Below are 19,872 nucleotides of genomic sequence, written 5' to 3'. Positions count from 1 at the left end.
ATGGAATGTTGCACATTACGCCTACACGTCACCTTCATTCAACAAAAAATTCCGAGTCGAATAGACTCGGAATTTTTTGTTTATCAGGCGCAATAACGCGAGAAGATTACCCTAATCTAATAGTTCTGAAATAGGATTCCCAATAGTTCCACTTGGATTTTCTATTTTTAACATCTGCGCTAACGTAGGAGCAATATCGGACATATGATAAGGCTTTGAGCTAGACCCTTTTTTGACCCCAGTTCCCATGAAGAGTAGAGGTATGTGCGAATCATAAGAGTTCCAAACAGTATGTGTTGTCCCTGTTTTTGAATAGGAAGGCAAAAGACCATCTTGTGGAATAATCTGAATATCGCCACTCCGCTGCCAATGATACCCATTGATCATTCGAGTCTTTATCGGTTCTGGAATTGCTGCCTCTGGAAGTTCCCTTAGCTCAACTGCGTAGAGAACACCTTTCTCCTGATTCAGCCAGTCGACCACATGGTTTGCCACATCATCGTATTCTAGATCTGCAGACTTAATTGTTTTTTTATTTAAGTACACTTGGTAGTTTTGAAAACCTAAAACTAAATCTTGCTTTCCAAATTCCTTTTTCAACTCCTTTTCTAAATCTGCGATAAGTTCTGGGGCAAAAAAGCCACTTTTCAGCTTGTTTTCTTTCATGTATCCTTCAGAATGAGCCGCTCCATGGTCGGCGGTCAAAAAGACCAGGTAATTTCCTTTGCCCACTTTCTGATCTAATGCCTTGAAGAATTCAGCTAAGTCACGATCTAGCCTGATATAAGTGTCTTGAACTTCAATGGAATTGGGTCCAAACTTATGCCCCACATAATCCGTGGAGGCAAGGTTTACAACCAAGAAATCAGGATCTGCATCTTTTCCAAGTCCATACCCGTCCACAGCCGCTGTAGCAGCCATAAATGTAAGGGTATTTCCAAAGGGTGTACTGCGTATTACATTTTTGTCTTTATCAAAATCAGCAAGTAAATTTTTATACGGGAAAGTAGGAGTAGTCGCACTTCCTAAAAGTCCTTCCCATGGAACATCATCTCGTGTACTTTCTTTATACTCTTTTGGATTTAAAACCAAATCCCATCCTTTAGAAACGAGAGATCTAGCATGGTTTTTAGCATTAAAGTCTTGTAGCCATTTAGGGAGTTCATTCATATAATAGGAACTCGTCACAAAATGTCCATTCCCTTCATCAAACCAAAAGGCTCCTAAGGGATTATGTCCGGCCGGCAAAATGGAGGCGCGGTCCTTTAACGATACTCCAACCACTTTTGAACGAAAGCTAGTGGCAATACCCAATTGATCTGTGATCGTGCTACTATTCAAATTAATTGGCGAATGGCTTCCAATTTTGTTTGAACTTGCCCCCACACCTTTTACTTGCGTATCGGTAGTGCAATAGACACTCTCTCCGGTCTCACGATCAAGCCAGTCATTTCCGGCAATTCCATGAATCGAAGGAACGGATCCAGTATACACAGAAGTATGTCCAATAGCGGTGACCGTAGGAATGTAATCAATCATTACATTGCTAAAGTTATACCCCTCACGAATCATACGATTAAAACCCTCATTCCCATAATGATCTTGGTAGCGATTTAGATAATCCCATCTCATTTGGTCGACCACAAGTCCGACCACAAGTTTAGGAGTTTGATTCTTGGAAGACGTCGCCGTTTGCGCGCCTAGACTAAGGCTTATGAACAAGCCAAGAAATAATAATCTCAAATTATTACGCATGCTTTAATATTTTAGACAAATTTACTATAAATAGACGATTTAAAGGCCCAACGAAAAAAATTCACATTTTATTAATATTCCATAAGCCCGATCTTTACGCTGCTTAAATTCCAATTAAGATAAAATTCTTACCTATGGAGATTTAATAATCTGGATATTGAACCGCTCTTTGATAAGATCTTGGTGGTATAGGCCTAAAAAAACCTCGCATAAGCGAGGTTCAAGATCATGATATCTTTTATTAAAATTTAAGATCGTTATTGACTGCTTTAACAGCCTCAGCAGCGGCATTAAATTTCTCTTTTTCTTTGTCGCTAAGTGGAATATTGACAATTTCTTCTACTCCATTTTTTCCGATGATAGCCGGTACGCCTAAACAAATGTCATTTTGCCCGTATTCGCCCTCTAAAAGAAGGGAACAAGGAATCATCTTTTTCTGATCGCAAGCAATCGCTTGTACCATGACGGAAACTGCAGCCCCTGGCGCATACCATGCAGAAGTACCTAACAATTTGGTTAATGTCGCACCGCCCACTTTGGTTTCTTCTACCACGTAATCAATCTGATCTTGGGTTAAGAACTCATTTACTGGGACTCCATTTCTTGTTGCTTTACTTATCAAAGGAAGCATACCCGTGTCGCTATGTGCAGCAATCACCATTCCGTCTACATCGGAAATTGGCGCCTCTAACGCTTCTGCTAACCTATACTTGAATCTTGCGCTATCCAGAGCTCCTCCCATCCCAATAATACGGTTTTTAGGAAGTCCTGATGTTTTATGGACAAGATATGCCATGGTGTCCATTGGATTGGATACGATAATAATAATCACATTTGGGGAATGCGCTACTAGATTTTTAGTAACCTCACTTACGATTCCAGCATTGATTCCGATGAGTTCCTCACGTGTCATTCCTGGTTTGCGTGGAATTCCTGAAGTAATTACAGCAATATCTGAATTTGCAGTTTTGCTATAATCCCCTGTGGTTCCCACAATTTTTGTGTCAAATCCGTTCAGTGAGGCAGTTTGCATTAAATCCATAGCCTTTCCTTCCGCAAATCCTTCCTTAATATCGACTACGACCACTTCCGAACAAAAATTCTTCATGGCAATATATTCTGCACAACTAGCTCCTACAGCGCCTGCTCCTACGACGGTTACTTTCATAATTTTATTTGATTTTTAATAGATTTTAAATTTCGAATTGATTCTCACAAAAGAGAGATTTGTAAAGTATTCAAATTTACAAATAAGTTCGATTTTACACAATTCCAAGCGACATATTTTAATTTCAGGCCAGCCCTTAAAAAAACAACCTATTTTTCTTCTTCAAAATAAAGTCGATAGTATTTTCCTTTTTCGTCTTGTCCCGTTTCAATTAACTTGCGATCTCCATGCACGTATATGTGAAAATTCTTATCGAGTTTGATAACACTCTTAAAATATCTAGCATTCTTTTTAACCGCGGATTCATTTATTACAAAATCTTCCGCAATGGAAACTTGCATATCTTGCTCATAGTCGGTTTTGTAATTGACAAAACTTTCGATTACATTCTGATCCTCTAAAACGTTGGATGTAAAGTCCTCGAACTCGAACTGATCTCTATCTTTAAAAAAGGAAATGGATTTGTTTAAAAAATCAGCCTGGTCTGCCTTAGAAATTTCAAACTCTTGGGGCAGTTGTTTGGTTATAAAATCTTTATAGACAGCTAAGGTCTCTTGTGTATGAAAATAGGCATCATTTCTTTGCTTCACTTTCAAAAAATCTTCAAACCAATAATACTCATCTCCATTCTTGTTTTGGTCTATTACCGAGACTGCGTATCCAAGATCTGAATCTACATTATAAATCACACAACCTTTGTCAAGTTTTGTAAGTCCAATTCCGTAATCCTTGTTAAGATCAAATGACTCCTCTGAGGGTTCAATTTTCAAAAAGGGAAGTTTGGTTTCTGTTTTAAAAAGGCCCACTTTTGCCACCGAAGTTTCATCTCCTTCTTCTGGTTCAAAATAGCACACAAACAAATCTCCTCCTTGCACTCTTGGATTTTGCGTGATTTCAAACAAATGGGTCGCAATGTTCTCACTTTCAGTCAAAAACACACTAGGAACCTCAAATATCTGGTTAACTGCCTGATAAATGGGATTTTGATTCAAGTAGGTATCGCTATAGAATTGAAACTGCTCATCACTTTTAAACCCTTTTAAGAAAAAATCAGTAAGCGACTCCTTCATGCCTTCCTCTACTTCCAACTCTTCAGAGGAAATACGTAGACCTTCCCCATTAATTTTATTACCTACACGGTGTACTATAATTTTTGAAAACATTTCTTAGATTTTTGTTGAAATGCAAAAGTATCTAATTCCTTCTAATTCCAAAGCTCTAAATCTCTTCATAATAACAAAAAATGCATTTTACCCACTAACAGTTCCGTCCCCAGACTTGTAATGGTGCTGCCAAACTCATTATTAAAATGAACTGCTAGATTTTCTCCAACGTCTTATTTAGAAATAACATCTACCGAACTCAATACTTTAGTACTACAAATATCAAGGATGTTCTGCTCACAACTGCAGGATTAGTACGTTTTCCTAAATTTTTGATTTTTTGTTTTAACTCATCAGGTAGAGCATCTGACAAATTCCTCAACTCTCCAGATAAAGAATCGAACTCCACTGATAAGCGCACTTGTTGGTGCACCTCCATAGATGCTAAAAAGTGTTTTCCTGGAATGTAATAGGTATAATTTTTCGAGTTTACTATTTGCTGCAAACCTTTAAAATTTACCATTCTTCTAAGATCGGTACTGGATTGAAAAAGATAAACACCGATTAACTGCCGGTATGCCTGATTGTCGAACGCTCATACCGTTAAAATATAAGTTTAGTTTATTACTCGTCATTGAGTGGAAACTCCGCAGTAATAACCGCAACCTAAAACTGTTTGACCCTTGATAAACAAAAAAAATCGCTGCAAACCATACGTTTGCAGCGATTTCATTTTATATTTCAATCGATATTAATCGATGATAATTACTAATTATTTGACTTCTTCGAAATCTGCATCTTGCACATCATCAGAAGCAGGCCCTTGGTCTTGTTGTGAATCCGCACCTTGCCCTGAAGCAGCAGCCTGTGCACTGTATAACTCTTCAGAAGCTGCTGTCCATGCAGCATCTAAAGCTTCCGTCTTCGTCTTAATAGACTCTAGATCTTTGGTTTCATAAGCCGCTTTCAACTCTGTTAAAGCCGTCTCAATTCCCGCTTTTTTATCTGCTGATAATTTGTCTCCGAATTCTTTCAGTTGCTTTTCCGTTTGGAAGATAAGTGCATCCGCTTTATTAATCGCTTCGGCTTCTTCTTTACGTTTCGAGTCTGCAGCTGAGTTTTCCTGAGCCTCTTTCTTCATTCTTTCAATTTCGTCTTCTGATAAACCTGAGCTAGCCTGGATTTTAATTGTTTGCTCTTTTCCAGTGCCTTTGTCTTTTGCAGATACACTTAGAATCCCGTTCGCATCAATATCAAAGGTTACTTCAATCTGAGGAACTCCTCTAGGTGCAGGTGGAATATCTTGCAAATCAAAACGACCAATTTCTTTGTTATCGTTAAACATTGGGCGCTCGCCTTGACCTACTCTAATACTTACCGCAGGTTGGTTGTCTGAAGCGGTTGAGAACACTTCTGATTTCTTTGTTGGAATCGTAGTGTTGGCCTCAATTAGTTTCGTGAAAACAGAACCCATCGTTTCAATTCCCAAAGAAAGTGGAGTCACATCTAAAAGAAGTACATCTTTTACATCTCCTGTAAGTACTCCCCCTTGAATGGCAGCACCAATCGCTACAACCTCATCAGGGTTCACTCCTTTTGAAGGTTTTTTACCAAAGAATTTTTCTACTTCTTCCTGAATTTTAGGAATTCTAGTAGAACCCCCTACTAAGATCACCTCGTCAATATCACTCGCTGAAAGTCCAGCATCGGATAGAGCTTTTTTACAAGGTTCCATAGAGCGTCTTACTAGATCTTCAGAAAGTTGTTCGAATTTCGCTCTAGTTAAGGTTTTCACTAAGTGTTTAGGACCACTAGCCGTGGCTGTAATATAAGGAAGGTTTATTTCTGTCTGGGTAGAGGCGGAAACTTCAATTTTCGCTTTTTCAGAGGCTTCTTTCAGTCTTTGTAAAGCAATCGGATCTGCTTTTAGATCAACTCCCTCTTCTGCTTTAAATTCGGAGGCAAGCCAATTGATAATCACGTTATCAAAGTCATCCCCACCTAAATGTGTATCTCCGTTTGTAGACAACACTTCAAATACTCCATCTCCTAAATCTAGGATTGAAATATCAAAAGTTCCACCTCCTAAATCGTAGACCGCAATTTTTTGATCTTTGTGGTTCTTATCAAGACCATAGGCTAAAGCAGCAGCTGTAGGTTCGTTGATAATTCTCTCAACTGTAAGTCCTGCAATTTCACCTGCTTCTTTGGTCGCTTGTCTTTGTGCATCGTTAAAGTAAGCGGGAACGGTAATCACCGCTCTACTCACTTCCTGTCCAAGATAATCTTCTGCTGTCTTCTTCATTTTTTGAAGAGTCATTGCAGAAATTTCTTGTGGTGTGTATTCTCTGTCGTCAATTTTCACTTTCACAGAATCGTTCGCTCCTTTGACAAGGTCGTACGGCACGTGTGTGTCTTCTCCTTCTAAATTAGAGAAATGCGTTCCCATGTAACGCTTGATTGAATTAATGGTTTTTGTTGGGTTCGTCACTGCTTGTCTTTTGGCAGGATCCCCTACTTTTCTTTCTCCATCCTCTGTGAATGCTACAATGGATGGCGTTGTTCTTTTTCCCTCTGCGTTAGGAATAACCACGGGGTCTTTTCCTTCCATTACTGCAACGCAAGAGTTCGTAGTCCCAAGGTCAATACCGATTATTTTACTCATTGTCTGTATATTTTTTTGTTAAATTAAATTTTCAAGGTCTCAATCTCTAAAAATATACCAAGCTAAAAAATATGACAAATTGACAGAGAAAATAACACAAACGGTTGAAATCACACTTGAATTCTACCCTAAGTTTTACGCCTGACTCTAGGATTAGGACATTCTTTGCTTCAAGCTAGAGAACCAAAATCTTGCTCCCTAACGAGCACTCTACCTTTTTGCCTAAAAACAACAAAACGGCCAAAGAAAAACTTTGGCCGTTTTATGGATATCAAATTTTATCTATTTAAGGGTCAAGATGTATTCTACCATCTTAATTGCATTCTCTTGGCTAAGTCCTGCGTGAGGGGTCATTGGGATTTGTCCCCAAACTCCTACACTTCCCTCAATAATGTGTTTTGCGAGAACGTCTTTGTCTGCGTCCGTATACTTCGCAGCGACATCTTTATAAGAAGGTCCAATTAGGGTTGCGTCCTCTTTGTGGCAGGTTAGGCAGTCCATACCTTGAATCAAAGTAAGGCCTTCATCTTGCGCTGGAGCTGCGTCCACTGAAGCGACAGGTTCCTCAAGCATCACATTGGATTCTACTCCTGAATCCTCTCCCTTTTTGGAACAAGCAATTACCACTGCGCCCATTAAAACTAGCATTGCGATCTTTTTCATAGTCTTTTAAATTAAAGTATTAGTTATAGGTTTTACGTATGTTTGATTGCAAAGATAGAAATTAAATGAATGCAATGACAGCTAACAAAAATCATTTTACACCTATGACCGGGGTCATAAACCTTCTATTGAAAAATTCACTAAATTTGAGACGAACCAACGAAATTTATTATGAAAAGACGCCGATTACTCGAATTATCGTTACTAGCATTTGCCCTAATTTCTTGCGGCAGTGATAAAAATGAAAGTTCGATTCCAGCGGGTTCCCAAACGACCTCAAAAACGGAAAAATCCTCAGGGGCGAACTCGTACGATCCGACGAGAGGAATTGGACAGTACGATGTTAGCAACGTAGATTTAAGCACATTTGATCCTCAACTCGCTGCAAAAGGCAAAGGCATTGCAGATGTAAAATGCATGACTTGCCATAAAACAACGGATGAAAAACTCGTTGGTCCAGGCTGGAAAGGGATCACAAAAAGACAGACTCCCCATTGGATTCTAAATTTTATTTCCAACCCTGACCCTATGCTCGATGTCGATCCCGAATTGCAAAAACAGCTAGAACTCTGTCTTGTTAGAATGCCAAATCAGGCTCTTGCGGACACAGAAGCGAGGCAGCTCCTTGAGTATATGCGTGAGATCGATGGAACTAAATAACTTATTTGAATTCCTCTAAACCCCCTAAAACAGTCTCTTTTTTCAGGGGACTATTTTCAAGACTGGTCTTGCTTTTAGGCTTAAAAGAAGGGCAAGAACACTAAGACAAATCCCGATAGAGATTGCAACCAAAATAGGAGCTGTAAATGGGATCCCAATGTACTTCACCGAGAAGACTCCCGTCAGTCCTAAAACTGTCTGATTGAGGAAGATGAAAAGAAGAACACATTGAAGTGATCGAGTGACTCTTTTCGTCATAAAAAACCGGTTGGTGGCTAGAATCTGATTGACTAAAAACATGGAAATGCACATCAACAAAACCAAATGAAGGTAGGCGATCACAACGTTTCGAAAACCAAAGGCAAATTGACTGATTTGAGGCACCACGGAAAAGAGTTGCAATAAGATTTTCACTGCAAAAGCAAACCCTACATACCAAAGAGTAAAACGGTGCATAGGCGAATAAGCCAAAACTAGTTTAGACCAATTTAATTTCACTAATCGCAGGAGTCGAAAAGCTCCATACGTCTGCGCCACTGCAGACAAAACGATAAGAGCATACAGGGTAGAATCTAAATCCATCCACAAGATGGAGAGTCCAAATCCAAAAACAGCACCGAGAAGCATCGGGTAGAAAATCAGGTGGTTCTCCTTGGACGAAATTTCTACGCCAATTCTCTTTAAGGACTCTAAGAAAAGACCTATTGCCACAAAGAGAAAACAGCCGTTGTACTGAAAATGCAGATAAAAATAACTAGAAGCTAAATAAAGTTCCTGATCAACAAGTCCCGTCGCTTTGCTAAAGCTCAAATAAAAAATACCAAGCGAGGAAAAAGCGGCGAGGCCCAGACCGACCTTAAACCATCGAACTACAAGAGAAGGGTCCTTCCAAAAATCCTTTAAAAGAAAAGCAAGGAATGCAAAGCCCGTGAAAAGACAAATGCTACAGGCCACTATAGAGAGCCAATAGTACCCTGCGTAGAGGAAAGTCGGGATCATTAAAAGAGCGCCGATCGCATTCAATACGAGGAGCACTCGGTACTTTCGAAGCTTGGCTAAAGCCAAATGCTTTTGAATGTAAATCAACATCAGTACGTAGAGTACTTGGGTTATCCATCCGTAGAATGCAAAATGAGAATGGGCCTCTTGAAGAAATTTTTGGTCCAATTGAGGCAAAGAAAATGCAATCTTATAGCGCATTATAGTGCCCAATACAGCGACCAGAAAAAGATTCAGAATAGAGAACTTTAACCAGAACACTTGATTTTTCATAGTTGAATTTGTTTTTATTGCTTCTTTTTGATGAGATACTGTGAAATCCTATCGGTAGACTTTAGACAAATATTTTTCCTTTTACAATTGCAAGTCGGCCGCTTCTCTCCATTCTTTTGACAGTCCGAATGACCGTCTCAATTCGAAGTCCCGTCATGAGCGAAAGTTCTTTGCGCGTCAAATCGACCCTGGTTTTGCTTGCTTCCTCACCGAAGTGCTCTTTCTTATAGTCAAGCAGATGGTTGTAAATCTGTTCTTCGGGGTTTAAAAACACGAGATTCTTCATCGATAGACTTTTACGAAGGGATTTCTCCGCCACCGACATGGTAAAGAAAAGCATTTGGTCGGGTCTACTTTGAAGGTACTCTAAAAAGAGTGTTCTTTTTAACCGAAGTACACGGGCACTTTGTGAGTACACCTCCACATGACCCGGAAATGGCTTTTGAAGAAGAACTGCGGGCTCCGCGAAAAAACTCCCCTCGCTTACGCGGTGCTGCAAAAACTCCTTTCCATCTTGTGTTAAGTTAAAAACGAAGAGCTCTCCTTCCATTAAATAATAAAAGCAGTCCGAGCAGTCGCCTTCCTTTAGGATAAGGTCCTTTTTTCGGTATATCCTCTCTTCACATAAGGCTGCATTTTCAATACAATCGTCGATTAAAAAAGCCATAAGATATAGGGTTAGTGGAATTCAAAGGTAGGAAGATTTTTTTTACGAAACCTTGTGACTTAGCCCATATATATCATCTTTTCGAGCATAAAATTTCTTATTTTTGACAAAAGAACACCCATGTCGGCACCATTTAACCCTCGGGACATCACCTGGCTCGCTTTTAACGAAAGAGTCATGCAAGAAGCGAACGATCCGAGTGTCCCTTTACCGCTACGAATTCGATTTCTAGGAATCTTTTCAAACAACCTAGATGAATTTTTCCGGGTCCGTGTTGCAGGTCTTAAACGAGCCATGGATTTTAAGGACAAATTCATTACGGATTCCTTTTTCCAGCCTCCTTCCAAGATACTCTCCAAAATCAATGAAATTGTAATTGATCAACAAAGAGCCTTTGACCGCACCTGGGAAGAGATCCAAAAAGAAATGGCCCAAGAGGGTGTATACATTAAGTCTCCCCATGAGCTCAGCAAGTCGCAGAAAGAATTTGTCGCGGTCTATTTTGATCAGGAAGTGGAAAGCAACGTAATTCCAATTCTGTTAAATGAAAACACAACGATGCCTTATTTACGCGACAAAAGCTTATACATCGGCATTGCGATGCGAAAGAAAAAACATCAATACCAAAGCCATTATGCAATTATAGAGGTGCCTTCTCGTATGCTGGGCCGTTTCACACTCCTGCCTTCCAAAAAAGGACATCAGGATGTAATGCTGCTAGAGGATGTAATCATTGCAAACCTCCCGCACATTTTCTCCTATTTTGGATTTGACGAATTTGAAGCGCATTGTTTCAAAGTCACAAAGGATGCCGAATTTGATTTGGACAACGATATTAAAACGACCCTAGCTGAAAAAATTGACAAAGCGGTGAAGTCTAGAAGAAAAGGCAAACCCACTCGTTTTGTGTTTGACCAGGATATGGACAAAGCGCTGTTAGAGTTTTTGATTCGTAAGCTTCATTTGACTTCGAAAGACAGCATTATTCCAGGGAAAAAAATTCACAACTTTAAGCACTTCATGGATTTCCCTGCGGTCTTTCCAGCTGTGAAAACTCCGGAGCAAAGAACGAGTTTTACTCATCCTGAATTCGCATTGGGACAAAGGGTAACGGAAGTAGTGTTAAAAAAGGACGTTCTTTTTACATTTCCTTATCATAGCTTCACGCCCGTCATTGATCTTTTAAGAGAATCTGCAATGGATCCCCATGTCCAGACGATTCAAATTACAGCCTACCGTCTCGCAACCAATTCCAAAATTGTCAACGCCCTAATTAACGCAGCGCGTAATGGCAAGCAAGTAACCATTATGCTTGAACTTCGTGCTCGTTTTGATGAAGAAAACAATTTGAAATGGAAAGAAAGACTAGAACTAGAAGGGATCAAGGTACTGCTTGGCATTCCAAACAAGAAAGTCCACGCCAAATTATGCGTGATCAAAAAACGATTAAACAATAAGACTTATCAGTATGGTTTTATTAGTACAGGGAATCTGCATGAAAAAACTGCTAAAATTTACTCCGACAACCTTTTAATGACTTCTGATCGAACAATCATGGCAGACATCAACAAAGTTTTCGAGGTATTAAAAAAACCAAAGTCTGATTTGGAGCTCTCTCTAAAAAATTGCAAAAAATTACTCGTTTGTCCCAAATACATGCGTGAAAAGATTGAGTGGCATATTGCCCGCGAAATTTCCGAGGCGAAAGCAGGTCGAAAAGCCCTTATCATTGTGAAGGTCAATTCCCTTAGCGACCGTGAAATCATACAACATCTTTACGAGGCTGCGAAACTGGGGGTCGTGATAAAGCTGATTGTAAGGGGAATCTACTGCCCTGTGAATCAAAAGGAATTTGTAAAACCTATTGAAGCCATAAGCATCGTAGACGAATACCTTGAGCATTCTCGTCTCATGTATTTTTTCAACAAAGGATCGGAAGATGTTTACCTTTCCTCTGCCGATTGGATGACAAGAAACCTCGACTATCGGATTGAAGCGGCGGTCCCGATCAAAGACAAAACTTTAAAACAAGAAATCAAAAACATCTTGGAAATTCAACTTAAAGACAATGTGAAAAGCCGAATTTTAGACAACAAATTAAAAAACAAATACAAAACTACAGACGACAAACCTTTTCGTTCCCAAATTGAAACCTATAAGTATCTGAAAGCCAAACTCCCAACCGATACACTCACTTAAAAAGAAATAATTTAAGACTGTCTTCCATTGAAAAAGAAAAGCTAACCACGAATTCTCTACTTTTGTATAAAATCCAGACCCAATGAAGATTGCCGCCATAGACATAGGAAGTAATGCCGCTAGACTCTTAATTAATGAAGTTCTTTCTACTGAAAACGAAGGAAAAGCAGAATATGTTAAACTAAATCTACTGCGCATTCCTCTACGTCTTGGAATGGATGTCTTTTCGTACGGAGAAATCCGAGAGGAGCGAGAGAAAATGATCTTAAACTGCATGAAGATTTTTTCGCAACTGATGAATATGTATGGAGTGGAGCATTACCGAGCTTGTGCCACGAGTGCGATGCGCGATGCGCGCAACGGCGAACAGATCATTGAAAAAGTCAAAGAATCCTCTGGCATTGGAATTGAAATCATTTCCGGAGACGAGGAAGCAAGCTTAATCTACGAAAATCATATTGCAGAGACACTCGATACCCATTTTGGCTATTTATACATTGACGTGGGAGGAGGTTCCACTGAACTTATGTATTTTGAGAACGGGGAACTTCTTTATAAACGTTCTTTTAACATAGGCACCATCCGACTTCTGAACGGTCTGGTGGAAAAAGAGCAGTGGGATGAAATGAAAACTGCCATTAAAAGTAGCATCCTGTCTGACAAACCAAAAGTAGCAATTGGTTCCGGAGGAAACATCAATAAACTTTTTTCCCTTAGTAAAACAAAAGATTCGAAACCGCTTTCGGCTCAAACTCTAAAAAAATACTACAAAGAACTCTCTGCTCTCTCGGTGCAAGAGCGAATGAGCCAATACCATCTTCGAGAGGACCGAGCTGATGTTCTAGTTCCTGCCTTAGAAATATTCAACAAAGTGATGAATTGGAGTCACATCAATAAGATTTACGTCCCTAAGATTTCTGTGGCTGACGGATTAATTCATAGTATTTATGAAAATTTACAAACTGATCAGAAATAACTATCTTTATCCAGGCTGCAAATAAGCAGCGTTCATTAAATAAAAAAATAAATCCCATGAAGAAAACGCCTTTATCTACCCTTATATTACCCGCTATCCTTGCTGTTGTATTTATATTAGCCATTCTATGGGCCTATCCAATGTACAGAGTCTGGTCTCAAGAAATGGCTGGGAAAGCGGAATTCGCAAAGGCTGAACAAAACCGAAGAATCAAAATTGAAGAAGCGAAAGCAAATCTTGAAGCCGAAAAACTAAATGCACAAGCGGAAGTCGAACGTGCAAAAGGAGCCTCTGCTGCAATCAAAATTGAAAACGGTGCCCTATCGGACAAATACATCCAGTACCTGTGGGTTCGCCAACAAAACAACCTCAATGACAAAACGGTCATTTACATTCCTACCGAAGGAAACCTTCCTCTTTTAGAAGCAGGTCGAAATGCAGGGCCAAAAACGAACGGAGCTGCTAGCGAATAACGCTTGCAGCTCCATATATTACTTTTTTTCTAGACTTAATCCGCAATATTAACGACTTCTTTAATTTCAGGGGCAAATTGCTTAATTGTATTTTCCACGCCTAATTTCATAGTCGAAAAGCTCATCGGACAACCGTTGCAGTTCCCATGCAATTTTACAATCACTTTCTCGCCTTCTACATCGACTAGTTCGATATCGCCTCCGTCACCATTAAGAAACGGACGAATGCTTTCCAGTGCTTCAAGCACCTTGGTTACTGTTTGTTCATGAACTCTATTTTCTTTCATTGTGTCTGTTTTATTTCTTTGGTGAACACCCCGCCATGGTGGTGATTTTCACCGCTTCGGTCGGAGGTAAATTGGTATTCCGCTCCACTAGACTCTCGATCATAGCTTGCGCAGTTTTGATATAAACCTCTTCTATTTTTGAGCCTTCTTGCAACGCAGCAGGTCTTCCGACGTCACCGGCTTCTCTAATACTTTGAATCAAAGGTATTTCCCCTAAAATCGGAATATTTAAATCTTGTGCTAAATACTGTGCTCCTTGATTTCCAAAGATATAGTATTTATTGTCTGGCAATTCTTCCGGTGTAAAGTAAGACATATTTTCAATCAAACCAAGGACTGGAATATTGATACTTTCCATTGTAAACATAGCAATTCCCTTTCTTACATCTGCAAGAGCGACATGTTGAGGAGTACTCACAATCACAGCGCCTGTAACAGGTACTTCTTGAATGATGGAAAGGTGAATATCTCCTGTTCCCGGAGGAAGATCCACTAATAGGAAATCTAGCTCTCCCCAATAGGCATCCCGAATCATTTGATTTAACGCTTTTGAAGCCATAGGGCCTCTCCAAACCACAGCTTGGTTCGCCCCAGAAAAATAACCAATGGAAAGCATCTTCACGCCATAATTTTCCACAGGCTTCATTAAATTTTTCCCATTCACCTCGACAGAAATTGGTTTCTGACCTTCTGTGTCAAGCATAGTGGGAACGGAAGGACCGTAAATATCTGCATCTAGTAAACCTACCTTAAAGCCCATCTTGGCTAAAGTGACGGCTAGATTGGCTGCCACAGTAGATTTCCCTACTCCCCCTTTCCCAGAGGCTATTGCAATAATATTTTGAATACCTGGAATGGTTTTTCCTTTAATCTGGCTCTGTTGAACCTCAGAGGGCTCTGGTGAGGAGATCTTTAAATTTAATGAGAGGTTTTCGCCAAATTGAGAAGCAAAGGCCTGCTTCATGGCAACTTCTAATTTTTTCTTCTCATGCATCGCGGGAGAATGCGCTTTCATGTCGATATAAACATCGTCTCCCATCACTTGCAAATTGGTAACTAAATCATCAACTTCGATCTCTTTGAGGAAGTCTTGAACTTGTATTTTTGTTGGCATATTTACACTTTCTAATACCACAAAATTACGGAATTTAATCCACAATTTAGAATCAGTAAAATTAAGAGAGGCTGATATCAATCATGCTGCTCGTGAGAGCTCGATTTTTGATTTTTACCATGGAATAACAAAGCAATTAAAAAAGCGGAAAAGGAGGGGATAACCCATTCTAAACTGTGTTCAAACAAAGGAAGAGAGGATCTAAAAGATTCGATAGACTCAGAAAACAATCCCAAGTGCTGCAGCACCGCAAGCAAAGCTAAAATCGTGGAGACTCCTATGGCGACAAGATATGGGAGTTTCGAAAAGACAAATTTCCCAAAAAGCAAAAGGGTTAGAATCAGCGTAAAGGTAATTGGATAAACAAAGCCTAAAATAACTACGGCATATTCAATAATTTCGTCGACTCCTTGAACCGAAAAGAAGGCCGACACTAAACAAGTCGCAAGCACCCCTATACGATAAGGAATCTTTCCTTTAGTGAAATCTTCAGCAAAACCTCCCATCGCTGAACTAAGGGCTATCGCTGTGGTAAGACAAGCAAAAGCAACTGCAACAGAAATCACATAAGTACCACTGGAACCCAACAGGTCCGTTGAGATCTGCAATAGAAGTTCCGTTCTTGAAAAATTCTCAGAAAGGGAAATACCCGAATGGGCTCCTAAAAAAATCAGTCCTCCATAAATAAAGAGAAGTGCTAGCATGGAAATAAGACCTGCACTGAGGGTAACCCGAAATTTTGCAAGTGGAGAATCAAATCCTTTTTGTTTTGCAGCGGTAATAATAATTCCCGCGAAGATCACGGAGGCAAGGACATCTAAGGTTTGATACCCTTCATGAAAAGCAGATACGAAGGATTTGGTTTGACTTAGCTGCGTCTCAACACTTGGAGCAAAGGGACTTACCATCCCAACGATGACAAGCAGACCTAAACTGAGGATGAGCAGTGGCGTCAGTACGTTTCCAATAATATCCACAATTTTCGATTTGGACGAAGAAAAAAAGTACACGATTGCAAAAAACAAAACGGCAAAAACATACTTATTAAAACCGGGCACGATAGGGAGGACCCCTACCTCAAATGTAGTCGCACCTGTTCTGGGAATTGCAACCAAAGGTCCGATGCACAACATGATCAATAGTCCAAGAAGACTCACCACTACAGGGTGAATTCGTCTCCCTAGGTCCGTAAAGCTATTTCCGTAGAGTACGACTGTTAGCACCCCTAAGAAAGGCGCAATAATTCCAGTCGTAAAAAATCCTGCAATCGCCATGGCCCATTCTTGACCGGATTGAAGTCCTATAAAAGGCGGGAGAATTAAATTTCCCGCCCCAAAAAACATTGCAAAAAGCGCAAACCCAAGGGTAATGGAAGCGCCAAAATATTTCTTCATTTCCTTTCTTAGTTTCTTAAGTCTTATCGGTGTTTAGAGGTCTCCTCCATGGTTATCAAGCTGTCCTTCCCACTTCGATACGGCGGCCGTAGAAAGTGCATTTCCAAGGACATTGGTCATACTTCTCCCCATGTCACAAAAATGGTCAATCGGCAGAATTAGGGCAATTCCTTCCGGAGGAATTCCAAACATGGAACACGTGGCCACAATGATCACAAGACTGGCTCTTGGAACTCCTGCAATACCTTTCGAAGTAAGCATGAGCACAAGTAACATGACAATCTGTTCGCCTACTGTCATGTCAATTCCATAAATCTGTGCAATAAATATAGAGGCGAATGTCATGTACATCATACTTCCGTCCAAATTGAAGGAATATCCCAAAGGCAAAGTAAACGAAACAATTCGATTGTTACACCCAAAACGCTCTAACTCTTCCACTAACTTTGGAAATACGGCCTCCGAGCTTGTGGTCGAAAAGGCAATTAATAACGGTTCTTTGATGCGACGAAGTAATTCGAAGAGTCGATTCCCAAGGATCATATACCCCACAAGGCATAGCACCAGCCAAAGAACGAGTAAGGCGAAGAAGAAATCGCGCAAATACACGGCATAGACCGTGAAAATGTCAAATCCTTTGGTAGCTACAATTGCGGCAATGGCACCAAATACACCTAGAGGAGCTACCCACATAATGTATCCTACCATTTTTAATACGGCATTCGCAATGACATTAAGTCCATTGACAATAGGTTTCGTATAAGCTTCTCCCATGTTGGCGAGAGCGACCCCAAACATAACCGAGAAGACTACAATCTGAAGGACCTCATTAGTTGCAAAGGCTTCAAACAAACTTTTCGGGACTACATGGTTCACAAAATCTGCCATGCTGAAACTTTTCGTCGTACTAAGGAGTTCTCCAGCAGAAGAGGTGTCGGTTAAATCAAGTTCAATTACATTACCTGGAGCTAGCCAGTTCACAAAGACAAGACCAATGACTAGGGACACCAATGAGGCTGTTAAAAACCAAAGCATCGCTTTGGTCCCGACGCGTCCGATCATTTTCATATCACTCATCTTCGCAATTCCTACCACAAGGGTAGTAAATACTAAGGGGGCAATAATCATCTGGACCAAACGAATGAATATGGTGCCTAAAAGTTTAATGTTGTCAGAAAATCCGACGGCGTTTTCTGGATAACGAAAATGCACGATAGCGCCTGCCACAATCCCCAAAATAAGGGCAATGATGATGGCGAAAAAGAGTTTATTTTGTCCTTTCATAGGTTTATTTTTCAAAGAGTTACAAATATAGTTTTTTTTACCAAACTAGCACCCTATGAGACTTAAGGACAATTTACACCGTTTATAATCCATCAAAAACCTGAGGACCACTTCGTTAATAGCAAAATGAAAAATTCCTCTTTAAGCAAAAGAGGAATTAAGAAAAGTATTTAAAATTAAATTTAAGCTTTTAAATAGCGTGCGTAGGCATAGCCTTCCACTCCTGCGGAAGTTCTAATTTTCCACCAATCGTCTGAGCTCTGCTCGACCAAGGTAACAAGTTCACCTTTCGCCGCTTTTCCAACCACGGCAGCATCCGTTGACGGCTTCTGTCTTACATTAAGATTGGATTCTTCCGTAGCAACCGTAAGGTTAACCCCTGCACTCAGTCCAGAGACTTGTACATCAATATTGATATCCGAAGCCGTATAAGAAGGATCGATTACACCAAGGGCGTTCCATACCTCGTCTTTTACTCCCGTGTTACCTGCGGTACCGCTGATATATAAAATTCCATTTTGTTCTTGAACTTGCAAATTGGAAACACCTGCCGTTTGAGCAGCCGAAACGACGGTGGCATATTTGTCTTGTAATGTGCTCATATTCTACTCTATTTTACAGTTAAATTGTTATTGTAAGCGCCTACATTTAGAGCGTCTACAGATTCTTTAATCTTTCTTGCTTGCGCTGAAGAGACTTGTCCGGAAAGCGTAAGCTGTCCATTTACAACCTCAACCGTGACAGAAGGAAAATCTTTTGTTGCATCTTGTACTTTCTGAAGAACGACAGGATCTACGGAGTTTACAACCACCGGAGGTGCCACAACGGACATATCCATTACTTCTTTAATTCCAGGAATCGCCTTGAGCGACGCAATCATTGCATCTTTTGATTCTTGGTCAGCGAAAGAACCCCCTAGGTGGGCGACGCCTTCATCGACCTGAACAGTTGCGGTTGGATTCGCTGAAACTACCGTAGTTGCTTGAGTTTGAAGTTCTTGATCTGTTACTTTCTTTTTACAAGAAATGGAAGCCATCGATACACAAAGCGCAAGGGCGGCCATTGCAAAAGTCTTTTTCATAGTATTATTGATTTAATGTTACTCAAAAGTAAACAATAAATACTGTGCCGAATTACACTTTTCTATTAAACTTTTCTTAAATCTTTCCCTTTCGAATTTGTCTTTTCCCATTTCATCTTAACTTAACAGCGCTTATTTCAAGATTATTTTCATAAAAAAAACCCTATAGAGACGAGCTCTAAGGGCTTTTATGATTTTACAGAACTAGCCTATTTCGTAGTATGGTAATAAGCAAGCATTTTATAATAAAGCTTTGCGGCAAGAAAGGCTGTAGGTTTAGAGTACGTACTCTCCATAAGCTCTACAATATCAAAAGCCACTACATTGCATTTTTCAAACACTCTCTTCAAAAGCTCTAATGTAGGATACCATTCGAGCCCCCCCGGTTCAGGCGTTCCTGTAGAGGGTGCAATGGACGGGTCAAAGGCATCTAGGTCAATCGTAATATAGACATTCCCCGATACTTTCTCTAACACCTTTTCGATCCAATTTTCATCGCCATGGATTTCATGCGCGCAAAAGCATTGTCCTTTCGGTACATGGACCATTTCTTCTTGATCCATCGAACGAATCCCAACTTGAACCAAATTGTGGTCCTTGCTTGCCTGGTAAACGGCGCAAGCATGGTTACAGGCTGAGCCATGAAATTCGGGTCTTAAATCGGTGTGGGCATCGAGTTGTAAAACCGTTAGATTCTCGAATTTCTCCCCTACCGCTTTGATGGAACCGATGGACACCGAGTGTTCTCCCCCAAATAAGGTAAAGAGTTTATCGTCCTCCATTAAAAGCTCTTTGGTTTTTTCATACACTGCCTGCGTCATCTGCTCTGGCGTTGAATTCTCCGTGACTTCTCCTGCCATCCAGACTCCATGTAGGAAAGGTTCGGTTCCCGTTTCTATATCGTATAGCTCCATGTTTTCAGAAGCATCGAGAAAAAGTTCTGGGCCTTTGTCTGCCCCTTTGCCCCAGGTGGAAGTTCCATCGTATGGAACGGTTAAAAGCATCACTTTAGAAGTGTCTTTAGCTGCATTTTCTTCTGGAATTCCTGCGTATGTATTCATTTGTTTCAAGTTAATTGATAAGCTTGGCAAAGATAAGAATTTTCAAAATC

18 protein-coding genes are annotated in these 19,872 nt (G+C 40.2%); 4 read left to right on the top strand and 14 right to left on the bottom strand.

Annotated features, from left to right (window positions below; genetic code table 11):
- Positions 1-111: 111 nt before the first annotated feature.
- The 5 genes from pafA to ACX3PU_RS07910 form a co-directional block, all read right to left on the bottom strand.
- On the bottom strand, positions 112-1,722 hold the full coding sequence (gene pafA, locus ACX3PU_RS07930; protein WP_459084459.1) for an alkaline phosphatase PafA: 1,611 nt from the start codon (positions 1,720-1,722) through the stop codon (positions 112-114).
- 274 nt (positions 1,723-1,996) lie between these two features.
- On the bottom strand, positions 1,997-2,923 hold the full coding sequence (locus tag ACX3PU_RS07925) for a malate dehydrogenase (protein ID WP_459084458.1): 927 nt from the start codon (positions 2,921-2,923) through the stop codon (positions 1,997-1,999).
- 149 nt (positions 2,924-3,072) lie between these two features.
- Positions 3,073-4,086, bottom strand: coding sequence for a nucleoid-associated protein (locus ACX3PU_RS07920; protein ID WP_459084457.1), 1,014 nt, complete (start codon positions 4,084-4,086; stop codon positions 3,073-3,075).
- A 712-nt stretch (positions 4,087-4,798) separates the two neighbouring features.
- Complete coding sequence (gene dnaK / locus ACX3PU_RS07915) at positions 4,799-6,691, bottom strand: molecular chaperone DnaK (RefSeq protein WP_459084456.1); 1,893 nt, start codon at positions 6,689-6,691, stop codon at positions 4,799-4,801.
- A 282-nt stretch (positions 6,692-6,973) separates the two neighbouring features.
- Entirely contained in the window at positions 6,974-7,354 is a 381-nt protein-coding gene (locus tag ACX3PU_RS07910; RefSeq protein WP_459084455.1) for a c-type cytochrome, read from the bottom strand.
- 171 nt (positions 7,355-7,525) lie between these two features.
- Between ACX3PU_RS07910 and ACX3PU_RS07905 the strand changes: the two genes are divergently transcribed.
- Positions 7,526-8,014: a c-type cytochrome gene (locus ACX3PU_RS07905; protein WP_459084454.1), complete on the top strand. Its 489-nt coding sequence runs from the start codon at positions 7,526-7,528 to the stop codon at positions 8,012-8,014.
- A 42-nt stretch (positions 8,015-8,056) separates the two neighbouring features.
- Here the strand turns inward: ACX3PU_RS07905 and ACX3PU_RS07900 are convergent, their stop codons facing one another.
- Positions 8,057-9,286, bottom strand: a complete 1,230-nt coding sequence (locus ACX3PU_RS07900; RefSeq protein ID WP_459084453.1) for a hypothetical protein — start codon at positions 9,284-9,286, stop codon at positions 8,057-8,059.
- Between the two features lie 61 nt (positions 9,287-9,347).
- Complete coding sequence (locus tag ACX3PU_RS07895; protein ID WP_459084451.1) at positions 9,348-9,953, bottom strand: Crp/Fnr family transcriptional regulator; 606 nt, start codon at positions 9,951-9,953, stop codon at positions 9,348-9,350.
- 120 nt (positions 9,954-10,073) lie between these two features.
- On the opposite strand from ACX3PU_RS07895, the gene ppk1 reads away from it, so the two are divergent.
- The 3 genes from ppk1 to ACX3PU_RS07880 all read left to right on the top strand — a co-directional run bounded on the left by ppk1 (position 10,074) and on the right by ACX3PU_RS07880 (position 13,601).
- Positions 10,074-12,152 carry a polyphosphate kinase 1 gene (gene ppk1, locus ACX3PU_RS07890; RefSeq protein ID WP_459084450.1) on the top strand — a complete coding sequence of 693 codons (2,079 nt, stop codon included), beginning with the start codon at positions 10,074-10,076 and terminating at the stop codon, positions 12,150-12,152.
- Between the two features lie 82 nt (positions 12,153-12,234).
- On the top strand, positions 12,235-13,128 hold the full coding sequence (locus tag ACX3PU_RS07885; RefSeq protein WP_459084449.1) for a Ppx/GppA phosphatase family protein: 894 nt from the start codon (positions 12,235-12,237) through the stop codon (positions 13,126-13,128).
- Positions 13,129-13,184: 56 nt separating this feature from the next.
- Positions 13,185-13,601, top strand: a complete 417-nt coding sequence (locus ACX3PU_RS07880) for a hypothetical protein (RefSeq protein WP_459084448.1) — start codon at positions 13,185-13,187, stop codon at positions 13,599-13,601.
- A 35-nt stretch (positions 13,602-13,636) separates the two neighbouring features.
- Here ACX3PU_RS07880 and ACX3PU_RS07875 read toward each other — a convergent pair whose 3' ends face one another.
- From ACX3PU_RS07875 to speB, 7 genes are all read right to left on the bottom strand, one after another.
- Complete coding sequence (locus ACX3PU_RS07875) at positions 13,637-13,888, bottom strand: NifU family protein (protein WP_459084446.1); 252 nt, start codon at positions 13,886-13,888, stop codon at positions 13,637-13,639.
- A gap of 10 nt (positions 13,889-13,898) precedes the next feature.
- Positions 13,899-15,002 carry an Mrp/NBP35 family ATP-binding protein gene (locus ACX3PU_RS07870; protein ID WP_459084445.1) on the bottom strand — a complete coding sequence of 368 codons (1,104 nt, stop codon included), beginning with the start codon at positions 15,000-15,002 and terminating at the stop codon, positions 13,899-13,901.
- Positions 15,003-15,079: 77 nt separating this feature from the next.
- Positions 15,080-16,396, bottom strand: a complete 1,317-nt coding sequence (gene brnQ / locus ACX3PU_RS07865; RefSeq protein ID WP_459084444.1) for a branched-chain amino acid transport system II carrier protein — start codon at positions 16,394-16,396, stop codon at positions 15,080-15,082.
- A gap of 33 nt (positions 16,397-16,429) precedes the next feature.
- Positions 16,430-17,680 (bottom strand): dicarboxylate/amino acid:cation symporter, encoded by a 1,251-nt coding sequence (locus ACX3PU_RS07860; RefSeq protein ID WP_459084443.1) that lies wholly within the window; start codon positions 17,678-17,680, stop codon positions 16,430-16,432.
- 182 nt (positions 17,681-17,862) lie between these two features.
- Positions 17,863-18,282, bottom strand: a complete 420-nt coding sequence (locus ACX3PU_RS07855; protein ID WP_459084442.1) for an SH3 domain-containing protein — start codon at positions 18,280-18,282, stop codon at positions 17,863-17,865.
- Between the two features lie 8 nt (positions 18,283-18,290).
- Entirely contained in the window at positions 18,291-18,761 is a 471-nt protein-coding gene (locus ACX3PU_RS07850; protein WP_459084441.1) for a BON domain-containing protein, read from the bottom strand.
- Between the two features lie 209 nt (positions 18,762-18,970).
- Positions 18,971-19,822: an agmatinase gene (gene speB, locus ACX3PU_RS07845; RefSeq protein WP_459084440.1), complete on the bottom strand. Its 852-nt coding sequence runs from the start codon at positions 19,820-19,822 to the stop codon at positions 18,971-18,973.
- Between the last annotated feature and the right edge of the window lie 50 nt (positions 19,823-19,872).

Source organism: Chryseobacterium sp. A301 (assembly GCF_054489425.1).
Note: the sequence above shows the minus strand (reverse complement) of the source record. Positions and strands in the feature narration are given on the sequence as shown.

Excerpts from the sequence above, each read along its gene's own strand:
- ACX3PU_RS07925 (WP_459084458.1), bottom strand. The coding sequence starts at position 2,923 with ATGAAAGTAACCGTCGTAGGAGCAGGCGCTGTAGGAGCTAGTTGTGCA.
- ACX3PU_RS07920 (WP_459084457.1), bottom strand. The coding sequence starts at position 4,086 with ATGTTTTCAAAAATTATAGTACACCGTGTAGGTAATAAAATTAATGGG.
- dnaK (WP_459084456.1), bottom strand. The coding sequence starts at position 6,691 with ATGAGTAAAATAATCGGTATTGACCTTGGGACTACGAACTCTTGCGTT.
- ACX3PU_RS07910 (WP_459084455.1), bottom strand. The coding sequence starts at position 7,354 with ATGAAAAAGATCGCAATGCTAGTTTTAATGGGCGCAGTGGTAATTGCT.
- ACX3PU_RS07905 (WP_459084454.1), top strand. The coding sequence starts at position 7,526 with ATGAAAAGACGCCGATTACTCGAATTATCGTTACTAGCATTTGCCCTA.
- ACX3PU_RS07900 (WP_459084453.1), bottom strand. The coding sequence starts at position 9,286 with ATGAAAAATCAAGTGTTCTGGTTAAAGTTCTCTATTCTGAATCTTTTT.
- ACX3PU_RS07895 (WP_459084451.1), bottom strand. The coding sequence starts at position 9,953 with ATGGCTTTTTTAATCGACGATTGTATTGAAAATGCAGCCTTATGTGAA.
- ppk1 (WP_459084450.1), top strand. The coding sequence starts at position 10,074 with ATGTCGGCACCATTTAACCCTCGGGACATCACCTGGCTCGCTTTTAAC.
- ACX3PU_RS07885 (WP_459084449.1), top strand. The coding sequence starts at position 12,235 with ATGAAGATTGCCGCCATAGACATAGGAAGTAATGCCGCTAGACTCTTA.
- ACX3PU_RS07880 (WP_459084448.1), top strand. The coding sequence starts at position 13,185 with ATGAAGAAAACGCCTTTATCTACCCTTATATTACCCGCTATCCTTGCT.
- ACX3PU_RS07875 (WP_459084446.1), bottom strand. The coding sequence starts at position 13,888 with ATGAAAGAAAATAGAGTTCATGAACAAACAGTAACCAAGGTGCTTGAA.
- ACX3PU_RS07870 (WP_459084445.1), bottom strand. The coding sequence starts at position 15,002 with ATGCCAACAAAAATACAAGTTCAAGACTTCCTCAAAGAGATCGAAGTT.
- brnQ (WP_459084444.1), bottom strand. The coding sequence starts at position 16,396 with ATGAAGAAATATTTTGGCGCTTCCATTACCCTTGGGTTTGCGCTTTTT.
- ACX3PU_RS07860 (WP_459084443.1), bottom strand. The coding sequence starts at position 17,680 with ATGAAAGGACAAAATAAACTCTTTTTCGCCATCATCATTGCCCTTATT.
- ACX3PU_RS07855 (WP_459084442.1), bottom strand. The coding sequence starts at position 18,282 with ATGAGCACATTACAAGACAAATATGCCACCGTCGTTTCGGCTGCTCAA.
- ACX3PU_RS07850 (WP_459084441.1), bottom strand. The coding sequence starts at position 18,761 with ATGAAAAAGACTTTTGCAATGGCCGCCCTTGCGCTTTGTGTATCGATG.
- speB (WP_459084440.1), bottom strand. The coding sequence starts at position 19,822 with ATGAATACATACGCAGGAATTCCAGAAGAAAATGCAGCTAAAGACACT.